The 18,151-nt window shown below is 69.4% G+C and carries 18 protein-coding genes and 1 pseudogene; 11 read left to right on the top strand and 8 right to left on the bottom strand.

The window, feature by feature from the left end:
* The 3 genes from AB7E83_RS09055 to pal form a co-directional block, all read right to left on the bottom strand.
* Complete coding sequence (locus AB7E83_RS09055) at positions 1 to 615, bottom strand: response regulator transcription factor (RefSeq protein WP_428568061.1); 615 nt, start codon at positions 613 to 615, stop codon at positions 1 to 3.
* On the bottom strand, positions 612 to 2,222 hold the full coding sequence (locus tag AB7E83_RS09050; protein WP_428568058.1) for an MASE1 domain-containing protein: 1,611 nt from the start codon (positions 2,220 to 2,222) through the stop codon (positions 612 to 614). The genes AB7E83_RS09055 and AB7E83_RS09050 overlap by 4 nt, the downstream gene beginning before the upstream one ends.
* A 125-nt stretch (positions 2,223 to 2,347) precedes the next feature.
* A complete protein-coding gene (pal, locus tag AB7E83_RS09045; RefSeq protein WP_428568055.1) occupies positions 2,348 to 2,887 on the bottom strand; it encodes a peptidoglycan-associated lipoprotein Pal in 540 nt (179 codons plus the stop codon).
* Positions 2,888 to 3,225: 338 nt separating this feature from the next.
* Between pal and AB7E83_RS09040 the strand changes: the two genes are divergently transcribed.
* The gene (locus AB7E83_RS09040) at positions 3,226 to 4,158 is read left to right on the top strand and encodes a serine hydrolase (protein ID WP_428568052.1); all 933 of its coding nucleotides are present in this window, start codon (positions 3,226 to 3,228) and stop codon (positions 4,156 to 4,158) included.
* On the opposite strand, the gene AB7E83_RS09035 is transcribed toward AB7E83_RS09040, so the two are convergent.
* Both AB7E83_RS09035 and AB7E83_RS09030 read right to left on the bottom strand, forming a co-directional pair.
* A complete protein-coding gene (locus AB7E83_RS09035) occupies positions 4,109 to 4,879 on the bottom strand; it encodes a SapC family protein (RefSeq protein ID WP_428568049.1) in 771 nt (256 codons plus the stop codon). The genes AB7E83_RS09040 and AB7E83_RS09035 overlap by 50 nt on opposite strands.
* A 49-nt stretch (positions 4,880 to 4,928) precedes the next feature.
* Positions 4,929 to 6,224, bottom strand: coding sequence for a hemolysin family protein (locus tag AB7E83_RS09030; RefSeq protein ID WP_428568047.1), 1,296 nt, complete (start codon positions 6,222 to 6,224; stop codon positions 4,929 to 4,931).
* 86 nt (positions 6,225 to 6,310) lie between these two features.
* Between AB7E83_RS09030 and AB7E83_RS09025 the strand changes: the two genes are divergently transcribed.
* Positions 6,311 to 7,132, top strand: coding sequence for a symmetrical bis(5'-nucleosyl)-tetraphosphatase (locus AB7E83_RS09025; protein ID WP_428568044.1), 822 nt, complete (start codon positions 6,311 to 6,313; stop codon positions 7,130 to 7,132).
* 20 nt (positions 7,133 to 7,152) lie between these two features.
* Here the strand turns inward: AB7E83_RS09025 and AB7E83_RS09020 are convergent, their stop codons facing one another.
* Together AB7E83_RS09020 and ypfJ are read right to left on the bottom strand one after the other, a co-directional pair.
* Entirely contained in the window at positions 7,153 to 8,640 is a 1,488-nt protein-coding gene (locus tag AB7E83_RS09020) for a DEAD/DEAH box helicase (RefSeq protein ID WP_428568041.1), read from the bottom strand.
* A gap of 81 nt (positions 8,641 to 8,721) precedes the next feature.
* Positions 8,722 to 9,595 (bottom strand): annotated as a pseudogene (gene ypfJ, locus AB7E83_RS09015) (KPN_02809 family neutral zinc metallopeptidase).
* Between the two features lie 30 nt (positions 9,596 to 9,625).
* On the opposite strand from ypfJ, the gene pcp reads away from it, so the two are divergent.
* The 9 genes from pcp to AB7E83_RS08970 all read left to right on the top strand — a co-directional run bounded on the left by pcp (position 9,626) and on the right by AB7E83_RS08970 (position 16,361).
* Positions 9,626 to 10,279: a pyroglutamyl-peptidase I gene (pcp, locus tag AB7E83_RS09010; RefSeq protein ID WP_428568039.1), complete on the top strand. Its 654-nt coding sequence runs from the start codon at positions 9,626 to 9,628 to the stop codon at positions 10,277 to 10,279.
* 67 nt (positions 10,280 to 10,346) lie between these two features.
* Positions 10,347 to 11,198 carry a 3',5'-nucleoside bisphosphate phosphatase gene (locus AB7E83_RS09005; protein WP_428568036.1) on the top strand — a complete coding sequence of 284 codons (852 nt, stop codon included), beginning with the start codon at positions 10,347 to 10,349 and terminating at the stop codon, positions 11,196 to 11,198.
* The gene (locus tag AB7E83_RS09000; RefSeq protein WP_428568034.1) at positions 11,195 to 12,061 is read left to right on the top strand and encodes a DMT family transporter; all 867 of its coding nucleotides are present in this window, start codon (positions 11,195 to 11,197) and stop codon (positions 12,059 to 12,061) included. The genes AB7E83_RS09005 and AB7E83_RS09000 overlap by 4 nt, the downstream gene beginning before the upstream one ends.
* 15 nt (positions 12,062 to 12,076) lie before the next feature.
* Entirely contained in the window at positions 12,077 to 12,715 is a 639-nt protein-coding gene (locus tag AB7E83_RS08995; protein WP_428568031.1) for an L-threonylcarbamoyladenylate synthase, read from the top strand.
* A gap of 40 nt (positions 12,716 to 12,755) precedes the next feature.
* Complete coding sequence (locus AB7E83_RS08990) at positions 12,756 to 13,424, top strand: site-2 protease family protein (RefSeq protein ID WP_428568029.1); 669 nt, start codon at positions 12,756 to 12,758, stop codon at positions 13,422 to 13,424.
* Between the two features lies 1 nt (position 13,425).
* Complete coding sequence (locus tag AB7E83_RS08985; protein ID WP_428568026.1) at positions 13,426 to 14,733, top strand: tryptophan--tRNA ligase; 1,308 nt, start codon at positions 13,426 to 13,428, stop codon at positions 14,731 to 14,733.
* Between the two features lie 73 nt (positions 14,734 to 14,806).
* The gene (locus tag AB7E83_RS08980) at positions 14,807 to 15,400 is read left to right on the top strand and encodes a response regulator transcription factor (RefSeq protein ID WP_428568023.1); all 594 of its coding nucleotides are present in this window, start codon (positions 14,807 to 14,809) and stop codon (positions 15,398 to 15,400) included.
* Between the two features lie 176 nt (positions 15,401 to 15,576).
* Positions 15,577 to 15,885 (top strand): hypothetical protein, encoded by a 309-nt coding sequence (locus AB7E83_RS08975; RefSeq protein WP_428568021.1) that lies wholly within the window; start codon positions 15,577 to 15,579, stop codon positions 15,883 to 15,885.
* Positions 15,886 to 15,887: 2 nt separating this feature from the next.
* Positions 15,888 to 16,361 carry a hypothetical protein gene (locus AB7E83_RS08970; RefSeq protein WP_428568018.1) on the top strand — a complete coding sequence of 158 codons (474 nt, stop codon included), beginning with the start codon at positions 15,888 to 15,890 and terminating at the stop codon, positions 16,359 to 16,361.
* A gap of 30 nt (positions 16,362 to 16,391) precedes the next feature.
* Here the strand turns inward: AB7E83_RS08970 and AB7E83_RS08965 are convergent, their stop codons facing one another.
* Positions 16,392 to 17,804 (bottom strand): sensor histidine kinase, encoded by a 1,413-nt coding sequence (locus AB7E83_RS08965; RefSeq protein ID WP_428568016.1) that lies wholly within the window; start codon positions 17,802 to 17,804, stop codon positions 16,392 to 16,394.
* Positions 17,805 to 18,151: the final 347 nt, after the last annotated feature.

Here is an 18,151-nt window from a genome sequence, read left to right as displayed (position 1 = left end):
CTAAGCCCGGTTCAGCCCGAGGTCCGCGGCGATGCGCATCAGCTCCGGCAGGTTGCGCGCGCCCAGCTTCGACAGCACGCGCCGCTTGTGGACCTCCACCGTGCGCGGACTGATGCCCAGCTGCTCGCCGATGGCGCGGTTGTCCACCCCGTCCACCACGAGCCGCAGCACCTCCCGCTCCCGCGCGGACAAGGCCATGCGCGCGGCGACGGGATCGACATTGCCCGCGGACGCCATGCTTCGCGCGAGCCCCTCGTCGATCGCGTGGACGAGGCGCTCGTCGTCGATCGGCTTTTCGAGGAAGTCGACCGCCTGCGCCTTGAACGCCGCGCGCGCCGCGTCGATGTCGCCATGGCCCGTGACGATGATCACCGGCAGCCGCGCGCCGAGTTGCGCGAGCCGCTGCTGCAGCGCAAGGCCGGACATGCCCGGCATGCGGATGTCCGCGATCACGACGCCGCGCCATTGCGCCGAAAGCGCGCCCAGGAAATCCTCGGCATTCGCGAACACGGCTGTCGCGTAGCCGCGCAGGCTGAGCACGAGCGAAAGCGCATCGCGCACGGCGGGGTCGTCCTCGACGATGAAGACGGTCTGCCGATGCGCCACCGCGCTCATCCGGCCCCTTCGAGCGGCAGCGTGAACATGAACCGGCCGCCCGGCCCCGGCTCCGCCCACAGGCGTCCCCCATGGGCATGCACGATGGTGCGGCTGAGCGCCAGGCCGATCCCCATCCCGCCGGGCTTGCCGGAGCGGCCGGCGTCGAACAGCGAATCGACTTCGCCGGGCGGCACGCCCGCGCCCGTGTCCGCCACCGTCACGAGCACGCGCGCGTGCGATGCATGCGCTTCGATCGAGACGCCGCGCGGCGGCGCGCCGCCGTTCGCGACGGCATCGATGCCGTTTTCCACGAGGTTGCGCAGCACCACCGCGATCTGCACCGGATCGACGCGCACCGGTTCCAGCCCGGGCTCGCACGACCAGCGCAACGACACGCCCGCCGCGTCGGCGCGCGGCCTCTGCTGCTCGACCACGTCGGCGAACAGGCGGTCGAGCGCGACGAATTCCAGCGATGCGGTCCGGTCGCGCAGGAAGCCGCGCAGGCGCCGGACCACCTGGCTCGCGCGGTTCGCCTCCGCCACCAGCTTGCTCGCCGTGTCCACGAGCGGCGCCGTTCCTTCGTCGTTGCCGAGCTTCGCGACCATCAGCTGGCAGGCGCGCGCATAGCCCGAGAGCGCGGCCAATGGCTGATTGAGCTCGTGCGCCAGCGCGGCGGCCACTTCGCCCGCGGCCGCGGCCCGCTGCGATTCGCGAAACCGCCGCTCGGCCGCTTCGCGCTCCTCGACCGTCGTGCCCAGCAGCAGCCCGGTGGCCGCGAGCGCGGCGACGAGCAGCTGGAACTCGAACACGGTGAGCGGGGTGGGGTCGCCCCACTGCAGCGCGAACATGATCAGCGCCTGCACCCAGCATGTGGCGACCGCCGCGCCGACGACGCCGAAACGCGCGGCCGCCCACACGACCGGCACGAACAGCAGGTAGAAGGTCTTGAATTGCTCCGCCGCGCCGCGCCCGAAGACGACTGCGATGGCGAGCGCCGCCGCGAGGATCGTCAGCCACCATTCCGCCGTGCGCGCCATCGCCGCGAGCCGCTCCCGCTGCCGGGGATCGGCCAGCGCGATCAGCAGGGGCAGCGTGACCAGCAGGCCGACGGCCTGCCCGATCCAGTCGCGGTACACCGCCGTCGCGAAGCGCCCGGGCTGCGTCGCGCCGACGCCGAGCCCCGCCACGTGCAGCGCGGCCGTGGCCAGCGAACCCACGACGATGGCGAGCACGAAGAGCCCGAAATCGCGGCGGCCTTCCAGCTGGCGCGCGGCGCCGAGCGCCCGCGCGAGCAGCGCGCCCGTGACGACGTAGCCGGCGGCGAGCCCCGCGCCCGAGAGAAGCGCGCCGGGCAGTTCGGATGCGGCGGGCCGCCCCACGAGCTCGGACGCCACCGGCGCGATCCACACGAGCCACCAGGCCGAGCGCGTCACGAGCAGCAGGCCGACCGCGAGCGCCGCCTGCGGATTCCACGGCGTCACGTTCACGCCGCGCATGGGATGGACGAAGCTGATCCAGTCGAGCGCGACGTACGCGGCGACGAACGCGACGGCCAGGCGCAGGCTCATCGACCGGTCCCAGACGAGTCGGGTGAGGCGCAAGGTCGGCTCGGGCTCGCTCGGCATGCGCCGATTGTCGCGTGCGCGCGCGCGCCAAAAAAAAGAGCCTCGCGAGAGGCTCCAACCTGGAGGAAATGAAGAGGGTTCATCCCGACAGGACGCCGCGGCTCGAGCGCGGCGCGAGGGTGGGATCAGTAGCGCAGTTCGGCGCGGCGGTTTTGCGACCACGCGGCTTCGGTGTGCGCCTCCATCGCCGGCTTTTCCTCCCCGAAGCTGATGGTCTCGATCTGGGCGGACTGCACGCCGAGCAGCTGGAGCGCGCGGCGCACGGCATCGGCGCGCTGGCTGCCGAGCGCGAGGTTGTACTCGCGGCCGCCCCGCTCGTCGGTGTGGCCCGCGATCGTGACGCGGCGGTCGCGGTGCGTGGCGAGCCAGCGGGCGTGCGCATCGAGCGCGGCCTGGAACTCGGCGCGGATCGTCGCGCTGTCGTAGTCGAAGTACACGATGCGCGAAGCCGACACGGGCGCGGCCGCGCTTGCCGCGGGCGGCGCCGCGCGCACGGGTGCGACCGCGCTTTGCGCCGTCGCGGGCGCGGACGGGGCCACGGTCGAGCGGGCCGTGGCGTCCACGGCCGGGGCGGACGGCTCCACGGGCTTGCTGGCGCACGCGACGAGCGAGCCGAGCACGAGCGCAATGGCGGCAATGCGAAGGGAAGCGGGATTGGGGCTCACGGAAATCACCTTGAGGGTCACTCGGACAACACAGCAAGCAGTTTGACAGCGCGACTCCGCAATCCGACCGATGCCGGCGCGGCCCAAGGGTTCGCCCTTACGCGCTGGCCTCAGGGCCGGGGGGCGCCGCGTAAGGGCGGACCCCGAGACGCAGAACCCTTGCGATGCGGGGCCGTCGAACGCCACTTTGTCCCTGCATGAATACATCGCGGCTTCGGCTCCGTTTTCTCGTTCCGCTTCTCGTCGCGCTGGCGGTGGCCGCCTGGTTCCGGGTACCGGCCGAAAACTGGAAAGGCGATCCTTCGACAGCGACGCCCCCGACCGCCCCCGCAGGCTCCGTGCCGGCGCGAACGGCGAGCGCCCTCGCGCACGACGATCCGGACACGCCCGAAGAACCCCCGCGCGGCCCCATGGGCTACGAGCCCCGGCTCGCGAGCGCGAACACCGACCTGTCCTTCGCGCGGCGCGCGGGGCTGCACACCGCGCCGAACCCGTTGCGCCTGACGGCGAGCGTCGCGGTCGCGATCGACGCGCAGTCGCGCGAGGTGCTGTATGCGCGCAACGAGCACGCGATCCTTCCGATCGCCTCGCTCACGAAACTGCTGACGGGCATGGTGCTGATCGATTCGCAAGTGCCGATGACCGAGCGGATCCGCATCGATGCCGCCGACATCGACACCCTTCGCCACAGCCGTTCGCGGCTGCGCGTCGGCACGACCCTGACACGCTCGCAGGCCTTGCGCCTCGCGCTGATGTCGAGCGAGAACCGGGCCGCGCATGCGCTCGCGCGCACGTTCCCCGGCGGCATGGACGCCTTCGTCGCGACCATGAACCGGAAGGCCGCCCAGCTCGGCATGCGGGACAGCCGCTTCGTCGACCCGACCGGACTGTCGAACGGCAACCGCGCGACGGGGCGCGACGTGGCGACGCTGGTCCTCGCGGCGTCGGCCTATCCCCTGCTCGGCGCCTATTCGACGACGCGGCAGCACGTGGCGGCGCTGGGCGGCCAGCGCCTGCAGTACGTCAACTCCAACCGGCTCGTCCGCCATGCCGGCTGGCCGATCGCCCTGCAGAAAACCGGCTACATCGTGGAGGCGGGCCAGTGCCTGGGCATGCTCACGCGCGCGGCGGGGCGCCCGGTGGCGCTCGTCCTGCTGGACGCCGGCAGCCTGAGGACGCGCGGGGAAGACGCACGCAAGCTCAGGCGGTGGGTGCGGCGCCTCATGCCGGCGCCTTCTTCGCCCGCGGCGGCTTCGGCGCCGGGTCGATAGGAATCGCCTGCCGCGCCGAGATGCGATCCACCAGCACGCGCATGTTCGACAGCGACGCGAGATGCATCGAGATCAGGTGGAGCTCGCCCGAACGGAACAGCGACAGGGCCGTCGCGTCCGGCAGGGCCAGCAGCTTCTTCTCGTCGACGACGAGCAGGCTGCCCACCGTGAACGTGCGCCCGTCGGTGAGGTCCGCGCGCGCGTTCATCTCGGTGAGCAGGCCCGACTGCTCCAGCCGCTGGCAGAAGTTCTCGGTGCGCAGGTATTCGCGCTGGTACTGCTGCAGGAAGTCGAGCGCGTTCTGCAGGAACGGCGTGTTCGCGCCCTTCTCGTCGAACAGCGCCTCGCCCTCCTTGTCGTTCAGGCCCTTGAAACCCTCGTCGATGCAGACGCCCAGCGACTGGCCCGGCAACTCCGCGAGGACGAAGGGATAGCGGCGCACGAATGCCGGGATGTAGCGGCCCAACCAGGCGCCCGCATCGTCCACGTACAGGTTCTCCCGGGCGCGCAGCCCGAGCATCACGACCGGCAGGATGCGGCTGCCGCTGCGCGTGAAGACGATCGCGTACTCCTTGCACGCCTCGTTGAACTCCACGCCCGCGACGTACAGCGAATTCGCCTTGGCGGCGAACGCGAAACTGTCGCTCGGCCGCACGCGGCGCCTGCGGTGCTTGTCGCGATCGAGCAGCACCGGTTTCTCGTAGTACATGTTCTCCGACATCCGCTTCGCTCCTCGTCCTCGTCCTCGTCGTCGATCTCGTCCGGATCCGTCAGTCGCCGCCCTTGGCGACCGGCGCCGCCAGCACCTTGTCGATGCGCTTGCCGTCGAGGTCCACCACCTCGAACTGCCAGTCGCCGCAGTCGATACGCTCGCCCACCTGGGGCAGCCGCCCGCTCACGGCCAGCAACAGGCCCGCGAGCGTGTTGTACCGCCCCTTGTCCTCTTCGGGCAAGTCCCGGATGGCGAGCCGCGCCTTCAGCTCCGACACGGGCATCACGCCATCGAGCAGCCACGAGCCGTCCGGCCGCGGCGTCGCCCAGGCTTCCAGGTGCGCGCCCGGACTCAGTTCGCCCGTGATGGCCTCCAGCAGGTCGTGCGGCGTCATCAGCCCCTGCACCACCCCGTATTCGTCGACCACGAAGACCATGCGCGCCGCGCGCAGGCGGAACTGCTCCAGCAGCTCCATCCCGGACAGGGTCTCGGGCACGAAGGTCGCCGGTTGCACGTGCGGCTCCACCGGCCCCGCCGCGCCGCCGGGGCCGAGCGACAGCAGTTTCGCGACGCTCACGACGCCCACCACGTCGTCGAGCGAGTTGCGGCAGACGGGATACCACGAGTGCGCCTCGCCCTGGCCGGCGCGCTGCAGGCATTCGGCCACCGTGAAACTGACGTCGAACCAGTTGAGGTCCGAGCGCGGCACCATCATGGAGGTGAGCGCGCGGTCGTCGAGGTGGAAGACGTTGCGCACCATCTGGTGCTCGTGCTGTTCGATCACGCCCGCGTCCACGCCCTCCTCGAGGCTGTGGACGATCTCCTCCTCGGTCATGCCGCGCGGCGTGGTGGTGTCGATGGCGAGCACCTTCAGCACGGCGCGCGTCGACGCCGACAGCAGCGTCACGAACGGCCCCGCGCCCCGGGCGACCCAGCCCATGGGCTTGGCGGCCCAGCGGGACACCACTTCGGGATACAGCTGGCCGATCCGCTTGGGGACGAGCTCGCCGAAGATGATGGTGACGTAGGTGATGCAGACGACGACGATGGTCGTCGCGACGATCGGCGCGGCCTTCTCGCCGAGGCCCACTTCCATGAGCCATGCCGCGAGGTCGTCGCTGAACGCGGCCTCGCCCACGATGCCGTTGAGCATGCCGATGGAGGTGATGCCGACCTGCACCGTCGACAGGAACGTGGTCGGATGCTCCATCAGCGCGAGCGCGGCCTGCGCGCCCTTGTCGCCGCCCTCGGCCATGGCGGCGAGGCGCGCCTTGCGGCTGGAAGCGAGTGCCATCTCCGACATGGCGAACAGGCCGTTGAGCAGCGTCAGCAGCGCGATCAGCAGGAAATCCATGGAGGGCGGGAGTGGGGGATGGCTGCACTGTACCCGACCGCGCCGCGCCCGCCGCCCCCGCGAAGGTCCCCGATAGACTGCTGCGCATGGCGACCTATCTGATCGGCGACGTGCAAGGCTGCGATGCGCCGCTGGCGCGGCTGCTGTCGCGCGTGGACTTCTCACCCAGCCGCGACACGCTTCATCTGCTCGGCGACCTGGTGAACCGCGGGCCCGACTCCGCGGGGGTGCTGCGCCGCCTCATGGGCTACGGCGCATCGGCCGTGTGCCTGCTCGGCAATCACGACCTGAGCCTGCTCGCGGTGGCGCACGGATACCGCGCGCCGCATCGCAACGACACGCTCGATGCGCTGCTGGATGCGCCCGACCGCGACGCGATGCTCGACTGGCTGCGCCACCGGCCGATGGCGGCCGAGGCGGGGCGCTGGCTGCTCCTGCACGGCGGCGCGCTGCCGCAGTGGGATCGTGCGAAAACCCTGGCGCTGGCGGCCGAGGTCGAGGCCGTGCTGCGCGGCCCGCACCTGCGCGACTTCCTGTCGACCATGTACGGCAACGAGCCTGCGCGGTGGGACGATTCGCTGACGGGCGCGGCACGGCTGCGAGTGATCGTGAACGCCCTCACCCGGCTGCGCTTCTGCGCGGCGGACGGAACGATGGAGCTGAAGGCGAGCGGCGGACGCGATGCGGCGCCGCCGGGGTTCATGCCGTGGTTCGACGTGCCGGGGCGCAGGACCGAGGGCGTGCCGATCGCATTCGGGCACTGGTCGCAACTCGGCTACCTGCGCCGGCCGGACCTGCTTTCACTGGACACGGGATGCGTATGGGGCGGCTGCCTGAGCGCCGTGTGCCTGGAGAGCGGCGAACTCGTGCAGGTCGAGTGCGAGCAGGCGCAGGCGCCCGGCGACTGAATCCGGAAGCCGGGCTTTTTTCAATCCGCCTTGAACAGTGCCGCCACCTTGCGCTTCGTCTTGATGTTCGCCGACACGCGGGCCGGCTTCTGCGCGGACTCCCACGCGGGCGGCGCTTCGGTCTGCGGCGCCTCGTAGGGCTTGTCGAAGAACGGATCGCGCGGCGCGGCCGGCGGGCGGTAGTCGCGATTCGCGTCGCGATATCCCTCGCGGCCACCCTCGCGTCCCTGCCGCGGCGGCACGGCGTCGAGCGCATCGCGCGGGTCGCCCGTCTCGCCGCGTTCGCGCCAGGTGCGGCGGCCGTCGTTGATGCGGCCACGCGGCCGGTCGTCGTCGAACTCCACCGGCTCGATCTCGATCTTGCGGCGCAGCAGCTTCTCGATGTCGGCCACGAGGCGCGCGTCGTTGGAGCCGCCGACCAGCGTCACCGCCAGGCCCGACGCGCCCGCGCGGCCGGTGCGGCCGATGCGGTGGACATAGTCCTCGGCGTTGAACGGCACGTCGTAGTTGAAGACCGCCGGCACGTCTTTGATGTCGAGGCCGCGCGCGGCGACGTCGGTCGCGACCAGCAGGTCCATCTCGCCGCGCTTGAACGCGTCGAGCGCCTTCAGCCGCTCGTCCTGGCTCTTGTCGCCGTGCATCGCCACGGCGCGCAGGCCCTCGCGCTCCAGCGTGCGCGCGAGCCGCGCGCAACCGAGCTTGCTGTTGACGAAGACGAAGGCTTGCGAGAGGCCGCGCTGGCGGATGATCTGCTTCAGCGCGCGGCGCTTGTCGTCCTCGGGCACGCTGAAGAAATGCTGCTCCACCGTCGACGCGGTCGTGTTGGGCCGCGCCACCTCGATCGTCACCGGGTCCTGGAGGTAGCTGTTGGCCAGCCGCTTGATCTCGGGCGAGAAGGTCGCGGAGAACAGCAGCGTGGTGCGCTGCTTGGGCAGGTACGACAGGATGCGCTGCAGGTCGGGCAGGAAACCGATGTCGAGCATGCGGTCGGCCTCGTCGAGCACCACGTATTCGACCTGGTTGAGCACCGCGTTCTTGGCCTCGATGTGATCGAGCAGGCGCCCCGGCGTCGCGACCAGCACCTCGACGCCGCGCTTGAGTTCGGCCGTCTGCGGCTTCATGTCCATGCCGCCGAACACCACCGCGCTGCGCAGGTTGGTGTACTTCGCATAGAGCTTCACCTGCTGCGCCACCTGGTCGGCCAGCTCGCGGGTGGGCAGCAGGACGAGGGCGCGCACCGGGTGCCGCGCGGGCGAGGTCGAGGCGTTCTCGTGCTTGAGCATGCGCTGCAGCAGGGGCAGCGTGAACGCCGCGGTCTTGCCGGTGCCGGTCTGCGCTGCGCCCATCACGTCGCGGCCGGCGAGCACCACGGGGATCGCCTGGGCCTGGATGGGGGTCATGGACTCGTAACCCATCTCGGCAACCGCCCGCGACAGCGGTTCGGCCAGGGAGAGCTTCGAGAACGCCAGCGGCTCAGCCACCGGAGGGTTGGGAAGGGATGCGGTCATAGATCAACCGGCGATTGTCGCATCCCCGCAGGAACCGTGCCGCAAGGGTGCGTCGTCCCCGCGGCGGCGGGGACGACGGCCTCAGAGAGTCCGCGCGCTGAACGTGTCGCAGGACTTCACGCTGCCCGTCTTCATTCCCGTGGCGAACCACCGCTGGCGCTGGGCGCTGCTGCCGTGCGTGAAGCTCTCGGGCACGACCGCGCGGCCCGCGTTCTTCTGCAGCGCATCGTCGCCGATCTTCGCGGCGGCGTTCATCGCTTCCTCGATGTCGCCCTGCTCCAGGATCTGGCGCTGGTTCTGCGCATGGTGCGCCCACACGCCGGCAAAACAGTCGGCCTGCAGCTCGAGCCGCACGCTCATCTCGTTGGCCTGGCCATTGCCGCGCGCACGGTACTGCTCCACCTTCTGCGTGATGCCCAGCTGGTTCTGCACATGGTGGCCCACCTCGTGCGCGATCACGTACGCCTGCGCGAAGTCGCCGGGCGCGCCCATCCGGGTCTTGAGCGTCTCGTAGAAGTTCAGGTCGATGTAGACCTTCTCGTCGGCCGGGCAGTAGAACGGACCCATGGCGGACTGGCCGGTGCCGCACGCCGTGCCGACCGCGCCGCGGAAGAGCACGAGCTTCGGGTCGCGGTAGGTCGCGCCGCCCTGGCTGAATTGCTGCTTCCACACGTCTTCGGTGTCGGCCAGCACGGTGGAGACGAATCTCGCCATCGGGTCGTTGGCGGGCGGCGCCTGCGCCGGGCCCTGCTGCTGGACGGTGGGCGCCCCCCCCGCCGGTCAGGATGCCGAGGATCGTGAGCGGATTGACGCCGAAGATGGCGCCGCCCACCAGGGCCAGCACGATGGTGCCGATGCCGATGCTGCGCCCGCCGAGGCCGAAGCCGCCGCCTCCGCCCCCGCCGCTGCGCATGTCCTCGACGTTGTTTGATTGCCGATTGCCTTCCCACCGCATGCTCTTCTCCTGATGATTTAAAGTCCGCCCATGGCAAATCCCGTGGAACGCTGCGTGCTGGTGACGGGATTCGACCCCTTCGGAGGCGCCGACGTCAACCCCAGCTGGCAAGCGGTGCAAGCCCTTCACGGCCAGAGCATTCTCGGCCACCGGATCGTCGGCGCTCAGCTTCCCACCGTTTTCGTCCAATCCCTGCAAGTGTTGCGCGATTTGTTGCGAAGGCATCGTCCGACGCTCGTCATCGCCACCGGACAGGCGGCGGGCCGCGCCGCGGTGTCGCTCGAGCGCATCGCGATCAACGTGAACGACGCCCGCATCGCCGACAACCTGGGCGCCCGGCCCATCGACACGCCGGTCATCCCGGGCGGACCCGACGGCTATTTCACCAAGCTGCCCATCAAGGCGATGCTCAAGGCGCTGCTCGAGCGCGGCATCAACGGCGAGGTGTCCCAGACGGCGGGCACTTTCGTCTGCAACCAGGTGTTCTACGGCCTCATGCACGAGCTCGCCAGCGAGCCCGCGCTGCGCGACACGCGCGGCGGCCTGATCCACGTGCCCTGGCTGCCCGAGCAGGGCCAGCCCTCGATGCGCCTCGACGAACTGGTGGACGGGCTCAAGGTCTGCATCGAGGTCGCGCTCACCACCGAGCGCGACATTCGCAAGGAAGCCGGCGCGATCAGCTGACCCGGCGCCGCCGGAGGCCCTTGTCCCTTGCCCTGCATGGACACGCACCGCGCCCTAGAATCGACCGGTGTCCATCCTGAACGCCGACCTCCATTGCCATTCGGTGGTCTCCGACGGCACGCTCGTGCCCGAGGACCTGGCGGCCCGCGCGGCCGCCAACGGCGTCGAGCTGTGGGCGCTGACCGACCACGACGAGATCGGCGGCCAGCACCGCGCCGCCGCGGCCGCGCGCGCGAACGGCATGAAATACCTCACCGGCACCGAGATCTCGGTCACCTTCGCGGGCGAGACGGTCCACATCGTCGGGCTCGGCTTCGACCCGGACGACGAGGACATGCAACGCGGCCTCGTGCGAACGCGAGGCGGACGCGGGGCGCGCGCGCTCGAGATCGCCGAGGGGCTGGCGAAGGTGGGCATCCAGGGCGCCTACGAGGGCGCGCTGAAGTACGTGGGCAACCCCGAGCTGATCTCGCGCACGCACTTCGGCCGCTACCTGGTCGAGGCGGGCGTGTGCAAGGACACCAACGAAGTCTTTCGCCACTACCTCACCGACGGCAAGCCGGGCTTCGTGCCGCACCGCTGGGCCTCGCTCGGCGACGCCGTGCGCTGGATCGCCGATGCGGGCGGGCTGGCCGTCATCGCGCACCCGGCCCGCTACAAGTTCACCGCGAACGAGGAGTACGCGCTGTTTTCCGAGTTCAAGGCGCACGGCGGGCGCGGCGTGGAGGTCGTGACCGGCAGCCACACCCCCGCCGAGTACGTGAAGTACGCCGACGTGGCCAAGGAGTTCGGCCTGGCCGCCTCGCGCGGCAGCGACTTCCACAGCCCCGACGAGAGCCATACCGACCTCGGCCAGCTGCCCTACCTGCCGGGCGAACTCACGCCGGTGTGGGAGCTGCTGGCCGATCGCATCCGGTGAAGCCGGGCAAGGCACTGGCCGGCATCGCGCTGGCGATCGCGGCATGCGCGTGCTTCTCGACGCTCGACACCACCACGAAGTACATCAGCGCCGCCGTGCCGCTGCTGATGGCGCTATGGTTCCGCTATGCCTTCCAGGCCATCGCAACGACAGTCGCGGTCATGCCGGTGCGCGGCTTCGCGGTGTGGCGCACGCGGCAGTTGCCGCTGCAGCTGCTGCGCGGGCTGCTTCTGCTCACGAGCAGCTTCGTCGCATTCACCAGCCTGCGGTACATGCCCGTTGGCGAGTTCACGGCCATCGTGATGATCTCGCCGCTGTTCATCACCTTCCTCGCCGCCACGGTGCTGAAGGAGCGCGTGTCGCCGCTGCGCTGGACGCTGGTGGCCGGCGGCTTCGCCGGCGCGCTGCTGATCATCCGTCCCGGCGACGAGGCTTTCACCGCGGCGAGCCTTCTGCCGCTGTGCGTGGTCTTGTCCAACGCATTCTTCCACATCGTCACGACCCGGCTCGCGCGCACCGAGGACCCGGTGACGATGCACCTGTACACGGGCTGGGTGGGCACCATCGTCTCGGCCATCGCGCTGCCCTTCGTGTGGCAGTGGCTGCCCGACTGGCGCCTGTGGGCGCTGCTGTGCTTCATGGGCGCGGCCGCGGCCATCGGCCACTTCTTCCTGATCCTGGCCTACCACCGCGCGCCGGCTTCCACCCTCACGCCGTTCATGTACAGCCAGATCGGGTTCGGCATGCTCGGCGGCTTCCTGATCTTCGGGCACGTGCCCGACGTGCCGTCGGTCGCGGGCATCGTGCTCATCGCGGCCTGCGGCGCGGCGAGCGCGTGGCTCACCGTGCGGGAACGGGCCTGACCCGATCGGACGACCATGGCGCAGTACTTCGAACTCCACCCCGACAACCCGCAGCCGCGCCTGCTGAAGCAGGCCGCCGCGCTCCTCCAGAAGGGCGGCGTGCTCGCGGTGCCCACCGACTCCAGCTACGCGGTCGCCTGCCACCTCGACGACAAGGCCGCTGCCGACCGCCTGCGGCAGATCCGCAAGGTGGACGAGAAGCACCACCTCACGCTGCTGTGCCGCGACCTGAGCGAACTCGCGAACTACGCGCGCGTGGACAACAAGCAGTACCGACTGCTCAAGTCCGCGACGCCGGGCCCCTACACGTTCATCCTGGAAGCGACGCGCGAAGTGCCGCGGCGCGTGAGCCATCCGCAGCGCAAGACCATCGGCCTGCGGGTGCCCGACCACCGCATCCTGCAGGAACTGCTCGCGATCCACGGCGAGCCCCTGCTCGCCACGACGCTGATCGATCCCCACGGCGACACCGAGCCGCTGAACGACCCCGAGGAGATCCGCAACCGCTTCCAGAACCAGCTGGCGGGCGTGATCGGCTCCGGCCCCTGCCCCGACGAGCCCACCACGGTGATCGACCTCACGCCGATGGGCGCGGGCGGCGACGCCGTGCTGGTGCGGCAAGGCCGCGGCGACTGGGCGGCGCTGGGTTTGTGAGCGCCCCGAGGCCGAAGCGGTCGACCTGAGACAATCGGCCGTGGACTTCAACAACCTCATCCAGACCGTCCTGATCTACGCGCTGCCCGTGCTCTTCGCGATCACGGTCCACGAGGCGGCGCACGGCTACGTCGCGCGGTACCTGGGCGACAACACCGCCTGGTCGCTCGGCCGCGTCACGCTCAACCCGCTCAAGCACATCGACCCGCTCGGCACGATCCTCATGCCGCTGATGCTGTACTTCGCGACCTCCGGCGCATTCCTCTTCGGCTATGCGAAGCCGGTGCCGGTCGACTTCTCGCGCCTGCGCAAGCCGCGGCGCGACATGATCTGGGTCGCGCTCGCGGGGCCGGCTTCGAACTTCATCCAGGCCATCCTTTGGGCGATCGCGTTCGCGGCGCTCGTGGGCTTCGGCGTGAACGAACGCTTCTTCCTCGACATGGCGAAGGCCGGCGTGCTGGTCAACCTCGTCATGTGGGCGTTCAACCTGTTCCCCCTGCCGCCGCTCGACGGCGGCCGCATCCTCGCCGGCCTGCTGCCGCCGCGGCTGGCCTATTCGTTCGGCCGCATCGAACCCTGGGGCTTCTTCATCGTGCTCGGCCTGGTGCTGGTCGGCGTCGTCGGGACGTACTGGCTGCGCCCCCTCATCGAACTCGGCTACCGGGTGCTGCGCCTGCTGCTCGCGCCGCTGCAATTCCTCTTCTCGTGACATGAGCGCCACCGCACCGCAAGTCGTCCGCTTCCTCACCGGCATCACCACGACCGGTACGCCGCATCTCGGCAACTACGTCGGCGCGATCCGGCCCGCCGTTCAGGCGAGCCGCCGCGCGGGCGCCGAGAACTTCTACTTCCTCGCGGACTACCACGCGCTCATCAAGTGCGACGAGCCCGCGCGCATCCAGCGCTCCACGCTCGAGATCGCGGCCTGCTGGCTTGCGGCGGGGCTCGATCCGGACCGGGTGTTCTTCTATCGCCAGTCCGACATCCCCGAAATCCCCGAGCTCACCTGGCTGCTCACCTGCGTCACGGGCAAGGGCGTGCTCAATCGCGCGCATGCGTACAAGGCGCAGGTGGACAAGAACACCGCCGCCTCGGTCGACGTCGATACCGACGTGACCGCCGGCCTCTTCATGTACCCCGTGCTGATGGCCGCGGACATCCTGATGTTCAAGTCGCACAAGATCCCGGTGGGCCGCGACCAGGTGCAGCACATCGAGATGGCGCGCGACATGGCGGCGAGCTTCAACCATCTGTACGGCGAACACCTCGTACTGCCCGAGGCGCAGGTCGACGAGAGCGTGGCGCTGCTGCCCGGCCTCGACGGCCGCAAGATGAGCAAGAGCTACGACAACGTCATCGCGCTGTTCGGCCCGCGCGAGCAGGTGAGGAAGCAGATCTTCTCGATCGTCACCGACTCCCGCGCGCCCGGCGAGCCCAAGGACACCGAAGGCTCCGCGCTGTTCCAGATCTACCAGGCCTTCGCCTCCGAGGACGACACGCGCAAGCTGCGGCAGGCGTATGCCGACGGCATCGCGTGGAGCGACGCCAAGCAGCTTCTCTTCGAGCGCATCGACGCCGAGATCGGGCCCATGCGCGAGAAGTACGAGCATCTGGTCGCGCATCCGCAGGAACTGGAACAGATCCTGCGCGCCGGCGCGGAGAAGGCGCGCACGCGCGCCACGCCGTTCATGGGCGAGCTGCGGCAGGCGGTCGGCCTGCGCAACCTGGCCACCCTGCCGGCTGCGGCCGGCAAGGCGAAAGCGGCGAAGACGGCGCTGCCCTCGTTCAAGCAGTACCGCGAGGCGGACGGCCGGTTCTACTTCAAGTTCGTCGATCCTCAGGGGAAAGTGTTGCTCCAGAGCAAGGCTTTCGGCACGCCGCGCGAAGCCGGCGAAACGATCGCGCGCCTCAAGGCTAGCCCGAGTTCGCTACACTCCGAGGTGATGCTTGAACCTTTGGATTCGACTTTGCTTGCTGAAGCCTCGCAAGGCTTACAGATGCTGACAGGTGGAGACTAACCTCGGGATGTAGAGCATTCGACGTCGTTGCGAACGGCGTTATCCTCGACCCATGGATGGATCCCCCAAGAACATGACACTTTACGTCATCGACGACCACCCCCTCATGCGCGAGGCCGTGGTCATGCTGCTGCGCCGCATGCGCCCGGGCGCCAACGTGGTTGAGCTCGACCGCATGGGCGGTATCGAAAACGCCGTCAAGCAGCACGGCATGCCCGACCTGATCTGCCTCGACCTGAAACTGCCCGACACCACGGGCACCTCGGGCGTGATCGAGCTGAAGAAGCGCTTTCCCGAGTCCCCGCTCGCGGTCCTGTCCGCCTCGCCCGCGGCCGACGCCGAGGAGCAGTGCATCGAGGCCGGCGCCGACATCTACATCGAGAAGTCGTCCGGCGCGCTCGAAATCGGCAACGCCCTGCGCGCGCTGATGACGGCCGACGGCAAGTTCGAGGAACTCGCCCCGACCGACAACAAGCTCTCGAAGCGCCAGAAGCAGCTGATCGTCATGCTCGACCGCGGCCTCTCCAACCGCGAGATCGCGGACGAGCTGGGCATCAGCGAGCACACGGTCAAGGTCCACCTGTGGCGCCTCTTCCGCCGCCTGGGCGTGAAGAGCCGCACGCAGACGATCCACTTCGCGCGCACGCACGGCTTGCTGGCGAGCTGAGCCTTCGAGAGCCGGCGCCGTCGTGGCGTCGTCGGGACCCGCTCCTGCCGCGCGGCGTCCTTTCCGCTCCCGGCCCGATTCTTTCTTGGCCGCGTTCGCCATGCACGGCGCATGGAGGCTTTGCAGGGGCTCCAGGACTGTATGCGGAGACCTATCAAAATGATAGGATTCGCTCAGTGGCGCAACCCTCTCTCCGGCAGCTCGAGCGGCACATCCGGTCCTGCGCCGGCGACACGTCGAACATCGTCTGGCTCCCGCATTCCGAGCAACGAATGCGCCAGCGCAAAGTCACACGGGCGATGGCGCTCGACGTTCTCCGGCAAGGCATCCTCAGCCGACCGCCCGAGCCCGAGATGCGGGCGACCGGGCTGCGCTGCTCGATGACCCGTTTCGTTGCGGGTATTCAAGTCGTTGTCGTCGTCTACGTGGAACACCCCGCGCCGGACCTCACGATCGTGACCGTCATTGACGTGAATGGAGATTGACGATGTACCACTACACCGATGGAGGCCTGAAGAATGTCTGGCTCGCCAACGGCTACGCGCTGCGCAAGACGCCGCATGGCGACGGCGTGGCAGTCCACGACATCGATGGCCTGACGCGCGCGATCTGCCTGGCGCTGACCAAGAAGCCGGCGCTGCTGTCGGGCGTCGAGTTTCGGTACCTGCGGTCCGCCATGCTGCTTTCCCAGCCTGCGCTCGGAAAGATGATCGGCTCGGACGCCCAGTCCGTTGCCCGTTGGGAGAAAACCGGCAAGGTCCCGAAGTGGGCCAACAAGCTGGTTCGGCTCATCTACCTGGCACACGCCGACGGCGACGCGACGATTCGCCAGGCCGTCGAGCGGCTTTGCACCGTCGAGCGCCTCGTCAAGCAGCGCATCGTCGTGCAGGAATCCCGCCGAGGCTGGAAACCTGAAATCGTCGAGGAGGACGCGCAGCCGCACCTGGAGACGAACGCGTAGATCCTCGGCGCTTCGCGGGTCGCTGCCCGCCTACCGCGCCACCATCTGCGCCACCGAAGCCACCGCCCGCTCGGCCGCCGCCACCGGGTCGGTGGGCTGCAGCTCCAGCCGGAACACCGTCCCCCGCCCCGGCCGCGACGCCAGCGACAAGGGGTGGCCGAGGATCTGCGTGAGACGCGCCACGATGTAGAGGCCGAGCCCGAAGCCGTCTTCGGTGCCGGGGTGCGTCGGGACCTTGTAGAACTCGCGGAAGATCTCGCGCTGGTGCACGGGTGCGATGCCCAGCCCCGTGTCCCACACCTCGATGCGCCGCGCCCCGTGCGTGAAGCGCGTGCCGACCAGCACGCCGCCGTGCTGCGTGTACTTGATCGCGTTCGAGATGAGGTTGCCCACCACGCGATGCAGCAGGATGGGGTCGGACACGACGGTGCCGGGCCGCACATGCATGCGCAGCCGCAAGCCCTTCGCCTCGGCAAGCGGCCGGTACTGCACCTCCAGTTCGTGCATCAGCCGCTGCAGGTCGACCACCGCGATGTTGAGCTTGATCTTGCCGGAGTCGAGCCGCGCAAGGTCGAACAGCGAATCGAACAATCGGTTCACGGCCTTCGTCGACTCCACGATCTTCGGCGCAATCTCGTGGACCAGCTCGGGCTCGGCGCCGAGCCAGTCGGCGTAGAGGCCGAGCGCATGCACCGGCTGGCGGATGTCGTGCGCCGCGCTCGCGAGAAAGCGGTTCTTGATTTCCACCGCGTCGAGCGCCGCCTGGGTCTGGCGCGTCAGCGATTCGATGAGCTGGTTGTTGCGGTACTGCAGCTCGTAGTTCTTGCGGTGCGTGACGTGCAGCCGCATGCCCGCCTGCCGCAGCACCAGCCAGAAGATCACGAGCAGCGCGACGATCCACCAGTGGTAGGTGGGACCCTGCAGGCCAAGCTCGACCACGATGCGCCAGCCCATCACCGCCAGCGCCGTGACGGCCAGCGTGTTCAGGTAGCCCTGCATCGTGCGCAGGTGGCTCGACAGGCTGTTGATGGAGAACATCGCGAGCCCCGCCATCATGAGCCAGCAGATGAACTGGTTGGAGAGCGAGGAGCGGTCGAAGTACAGGAACGTGGCCAGGCCCCAGACGAACGCGCTGACCGTCCAGACGTGCCGCCACTTGCCGAAGAACGCGACATGCTCCACGGCGCCGCGGCGCTGCACCTCGCGCGAGTACACGTGCAAGGCCCACAGCCGCCCGATGGCCGCCGCGACCGCCAGCGCGGCCCAGCCCAGCAACAGCGGCCAGGCGCGCTTGTCCCAGAGCACGCCCACGATCAGCGGGATGAGCACCGCGCCGATGGCCTGCGTCGTGCGCTGCGTCCGCATCAGGCTGCGAACGAGCTCGCCTTCCACCCATGTGGCCTCGGCGGGCGTGGCGACGGAAGGCGGGGTCTCGAGCTTCATGGCGTCGCCGGCACGAAGCGCGGACCGTGGGGGCTGTTCATGGCCGAAAGTGTAATAAGGGGGCACTTCACGAAGTCCCACACCGCTATCGGCCCCGTCCTACACGACCGTGACGCGACGGGGCACAGACTCTGCCGTTGCGCTGCCTGCATTCGCGAATGGACCCCGGGCCCCGCACCCCAGTGAACTGTTCACTCAACCGCAAGAGGAAAATATGGATTCGTGCGTATTCCACCCGATGACGGGCACGATTCCACGCTGATGGCGGGCGCTGTTCCAGCCGATGGCGGGCGGCGTTCCATGCGATCGCGGGCAGCGTTCCATGCTGATGGCGGGCACGATTCCAT

Source organism: Ramlibacter sp. (assembly GCF_050250995.1).
Classification (GTDB): Bacteria; Pseudomonadota; Gammaproteobacteria; order Burkholderiales; family Burkholderiaceae_C; genus Ramlibacter.
Note: the sequence above shows the minus strand (reverse complement) of the source record. Positions and strands in the feature narration are given on the sequence as shown.